The 4239-nt window shown below is 72.5% G+C and carries 5 protein-coding genes; 3 read left to right on the top strand and 2 right to left on the bottom strand.

The window, feature by feature from the left end:
- The 3 genes from AB0J52_RS29860 to AB0J52_RS29850 all read left to right on the top strand — a co-directional run.
- Nucleotides 1-246: ClpB D2-like domain containing protein (locus AB0J52_RS29860; protein WP_500185954.1), on the top strand; the 246-nt coding region annotated here is incomplete at its 5' end.
- Between the two features lie 121 nt (nucleotides 247-367).
- Nucleotides 368-1207 (top strand): ArsR/SmtB family transcription factor, encoded by an 840-nt coding sequence (locus tag AB0J52_RS29855; protein ID WP_500185952.1) that lies wholly within the window; start codon nucleotides 368-370, stop codon nucleotides 1205-1207.
- A gap of 131 nt (nucleotides 1208-1338) precedes the next feature.
- Nucleotides 1339-2382 (top strand): cobalamin-independent methionine synthase II family protein, encoded by a 1044-nt coding sequence (locus AB0J52_RS29850; protein WP_500185950.1) that lies wholly within the window; start codon nucleotides 1339-1341, stop codon nucleotides 2380-2382.
- 70 nt (nucleotides 2383-2452) lie between these two features.
- Here the strand turns inward: AB0J52_RS29850 and AB0J52_RS29845 are convergent, their stop codons facing one another.
- Entirely contained in the window at nucleotides 2453-3013 is a 561-nt protein-coding gene (locus tag AB0J52_RS29845; protein ID WP_500185948.1) for a carboxymuconolactone decarboxylase family protein, read from the bottom strand.
- Between the two features lie 3 nt (nucleotides 3014-3016).
- On the bottom strand, nucleotides 3017-4120 hold the full coding sequence (gene menC, locus AB0J52_RS29840; RefSeq protein ID WP_500185946.1) for an o-succinylbenzoate synthase: 1104 nt from the start codon (nucleotides 4118-4120) through the stop codon (nucleotides 3017-3019).
- Nucleotides 4121-4239 lie beyond the last annotated feature (119 nt).

Raw genomic sequence — 4239 nt, 5'->3', positions numbered from 1 at the left:
GCCAAGAACCTGCTCGCCGAACGCGGCTACGACCCCGTCCTGGGCGCGCGGCCGTTGCGCCGCACCATCCAGCGCGAGATCGAGGACAACCTGTCAGAGAAGATCCTGTACGGCGAGCTGTCGGCCGGGCAGATCATCATCGTCGGCACCGAAGGCACCGGCGAAGAAGCCGAGTTCACCTTCAAGGGCGTCGCCCCGCAGGACGAGGAACCGGTCGCCGCGTCGCGCCGCCGAGGGACTGGCTGACAGCGCTCGCAGGCCCGGTTCGGGGGGCGCGCGGCCCGTCACCCGAGGCCGTCCGCTCGCGTGTCCGCAGCCGCGGCGCGCGCTCTTGACACCATATACCGTACATGGAACATTACTCAGAGTGAACGCTTTCGCGGTGCTCGCGCAACCGCAGCGGCGTCGGATCCTGGACGTCCTGCTCGACGGTGAACTGTCCGTCGGGGAACTGGTGGCGCGACTCGGCATCAGCCAGCCCGCGGTCTCGAAACATCTGCGCGTCCTGCGCGACTCGGGCCTGGTCCGGTCGCGGGCCGACGCCCGGCGCCGGCTGTACCGCGTCGATCCGGCCCCGCTGCTGGAGATCGACGCCTGGCTCGCCGCCCACCGCGACCGCTGGTCGCGGCGGCCGGACGCGCTGCCAACCCATTCCGACGCCAAGGAGCAGCAGGAAATGACCGACGGCACCATCGAGCGCGACGGCGACCAGGCCCGCTTCCACTACGAGCGGCGGCTCGACCACCCGGCCACCGAGACCTGGCGGGTCATCACCACCCCGTCCGAGGTCGCCCAGTGGATGGGCGTGGAGGTCGAGGAGTTCGACCCGCGCCCCGGCGGGAGGATCGTCGAGGTCCACATGGAGACCCAGCGGGTGGAGGACAAGGTCCTGAAGGTGGAGCCGCCCCACCTGCTCGAACACACCTACTTCCAGGAGATGAACCCGAGCGCGGTCGTGACCTGGCGGGTGGACGAGGCGGACGGCGGCTCGACGATCGGTCTCACCCACGTCATGAGCCTGGCCGACATCCGGGCCGCCTCCGAGGGCCAGGACATCGACCCGATCATGATCCTGGCGCGCAACGGCGCGGGCTGGCACCACCTGCTCGACATGATCGAGGTCCGGCTGCGCGGCGAGGAGGTCCCGGAGTGGACCCCCGACGACCGGCAGGCCCTGCAGAAGCACTACGCGGAGCTGGTCCCCTGACCGCTCCCCCGGCGGTCCGGTCCGTTTCGGACGGCCCGGACCGCCGGGCCCCGCGGGCGCGAAACCCGGCGGGCACGATTCCTCACTTTTAGTGATTGACCGATCATTGTGAGTGATCTACTGTCACCGGTATGAGCATCCCAACCGAGCCGATCGGCAGCATCCCGCGGCCCCCCGATCTCCTGGCCGCGCTCACCTCCGGCCGCGACGTCACGGCCGCGCAGGAGCGGGCCGTCGCCGACACCATCCGCCGGTTCGAGGAGATCGGCTCGCCGGTCGTCACCGACGGCGAGCAGGCCAAGCCGAGCTTCGCCACCTACCCGATCGCCGGGCTCGCGGGCCTGGCGCCCGACGGGGTCGTCATCCCGTTCGCCGACGGGCACATGCGCCAGCTCCCGCACCTCACCGCCGGGCCGTTCCGGTACGTGCGGCGCGCGTCGGACTACCTGCGCGCGGCGCAGCGCACCGCGAGCGCCCCGGTCAAGCAGGCCGTCATCGCGCCGTCCGCGCTGAGCCTGATGTATCCCGCCGACGGGATCGACGGCTACCCGCGCGAGCAGTTCCTGGACGACCTGGTCGACGAGGCCGAGGCCGACATCCGCGGCTGCCTCGACGCGGGCGCGCACGTGGTCCAGCTCGACTTCACCGAGGGGCGGCTGTCGCTCAAGCTCGACCCGAGCGGCGGGGTGCTGGACGACTTCGTCGCGCTGAACAACCGCGTCCTGGAGCGCTTCAGCGACGAGGAGCGCGCGCGGATCGGCGTGCACACGTGTCCGGGCGGCGACCTGGACTCCACGCACAGCCTGGACGTCGACTACGCGCAGCTGCTGCCCAAGCTGTTCCGGCTGCGGGCCGGGAACTTCTACGTCCAGCTGACCAGCGAGCCCGACCAGGACCGGGTGCTGAGCGTCATCGCCGCGCACCTGCCCCCCGACGCGCGGGTCTTCGTCGGGGTGACCGACCCCATCGACCCGCGCATCGAGACCGCCGAGGAGGTCCGCGACCGGGTGCTGGCCGCGGCCCGCCACCTGCCCGCCGACCGGCTGGGGACGTGCGACGACTGCGGGTTCTCCCCCTTCGCCGACGACACCTCCACCTCCCGCGACACCGCGTTCGCCAAGGTCAGGGCACGGGTCGAGGGGACGGCACTGGCCGCCCGCGACATCGGGTTCTGAGTCCGCGCGGAGGCTGAGCCGGCCTAGGCCGGCTCAGCCTCCTGATCCGGATCCGCCCTCCCGGTCCGGCTCAGCCCTCCCCGTCCGGTCGCGCGAACATGCGCAGGTAGCCGTGGGTGACGATCGCCCCGGCCATGGCGGTGTAGGCGGCCGGATCGGTGGGGGTGACGGCGTCCAGGCCGTCCACGTAGCGGTTGAACATGCAGAACGCGGCCGCGATCAGCACGGTGTCGTGGATCTCCGGATCCGTGGCGCCGTGCAGCCGCGCCTGCTTGACGTGCTCGGGCGTGACCTCGCGCCCGCCGCGCGTGACGGCCCCGGCGATCGCCAGCAGGGCCTTGAGCTTGTCGGAGACGGGCGCGGCGGCGGGGTCGGCGCGGGTCAGCTCGACCAGTTCGGCGCCGCCGTCCAGCTGGGCGGCGGCGAACGCCGAGTGCGATCCCGCGCAGAACGCGCACTCGTTGAGGCCGGAGACGTAGGCGGCGATCAGTTCGCGTTCACCCCGGTCGAGCGTCCCGGGCCCGCGCAGCAGCACCTCCGCCAGTTCGCTCATCGGTCGTCCGGTCTCGGGCCGGTACTCGAAGAGCCCGACGATCCCCGGCTGGTCGCTGTCCAGATGAATGTGCGGCATGCCTCACATGCTGATCCACTCGGACCCGGTGGTGAAGTCCTTCAACCGATCCTGGACGGGTTCGACGCCGATGCCGGGCCCGGACGGCACGGCCAGGTGCCCGTCCTCCAGGACGAACGGCTCGGTGACGTCCTCGGCGAAGTAGCGGCGGGACGAGGAGGTGTCGCCGGGCAGGGTGAAGCCGGGCAGCGCGGCGAGGGCGACGTTGGCGGCGCGGCCGATGCCGGTCTCGAGCATGCCGCCGCACCAGACCGCGACACCGTGCGCGCGGCACAGGTCGTGGATGCGCTTGGCCTCCAGGTAGCCGCCGACGCGGCCGGGCTTGACGTTGACGATGGACGCGGCGCCGAGGGTGAGCGCGGCGGCGGCGTCCGCGGCCGACTCGATCGACTCGTCCAGGCAGACCGGGGTGCGCAGGCGGCGGGCGAGCTCGGCGTGCTGCACCATGTCGTCGTCGGCGAGCGGCTGCTCGATCAGCAGCAGGCCGAACGCGTCGAGCTCGGCGAGCCGCGGCGCGTCGACCAGGGTGTAGGCGGCGTTGGCGTCCACCTGGAGCGGCAGGTCGTCGCCGAACCGCTCGCGGACGGCGCGCACCGGCGCGACGTCCCAGCCGGGCTCGATCTTCAGTTTGATCCGGACGTAGCCCTCGGCGAGGTAGCCGGCGACGGCGTCGAGCAGTTCGGGGACCGAGTCCATGATGCCGACCGACACGCCGCACGGCACCCGGTCGCGGGACGCGCCGAGGTAGCGGGCGAGGGACTGCCCGGACTCGCGGAGCTCGGCGTCGAGCACGGCGGTCAGGAGCGCGGCCTTCGCCATCCGGTGGCCCTTGTACGGCTCCAGGGCCCGCTCGACGGTGTGGACGTCCACGTCGCCCTTGGGCAGCGCGGGGATCAGGAAGCGGCGCAGCACGTCGGCCGCGCCCTCCACGTACTCGGGGCTGTAGAGCGGGAGGTCCATGGCGACGCACTCGCCCCAGCCCTCGGCGCCGGCCGAGACCACCCGGACCAGCAGGACGTCCCGGGCGGTCTCGGTGCCGAAGGAGGTGCGGAACGGCGCGACCAGCGGCATCGCGATCCGGCGCAGCTCGATTCCCTTGATCCTCATCGGCGGCTCCTGACGGACGGGTCCGCCCCGTCGGCGGACGCGGGTTCGGCTGCGGTCCGCCGGGCGGCGGCCGGTGCGGAGGGCGGTGCGGACGGCGGCCCGGGGGTGCGGTCGACGAC

Origin of the sequence: Spirillospora sp. NPDC049652, assembly GCF_040675125.1 — a bacterium.
Taxonomy (GTDB): Bacteria; Actinomycetota; Actinomycetes; order Streptosporangiales; family Streptosporangiaceae; genus Spirillospora.
This window is presented reverse-complemented; position numbering and strand designations above follow the sequence as displayed.

What these genes read in the sequence shown, in the direction of transcription:
- menC (WP_500185946.1), bottom strand. Translation starts at nt 4,120, where the DNA reads ATGAGGATCAAGGGAATCGAGCTGCGCCGGATCGCGATGCCGCTGGTC.
- AB0J52_RS29845 (WP_500185948.1), bottom strand. Translation starts at nt 3,013, where the DNA reads ATGCCGCACATTCATCTGGACAGCGACCAGCCGGGGATCGTCGGGCTC.
- AB0J52_RS29850 (WP_500185950.1), top strand. Translation starts at nt 1,339, where the DNA reads ATGAGCATCCCAACCGAGCCGATCGGCAGCATCCCGCGGCCCCCCGAT.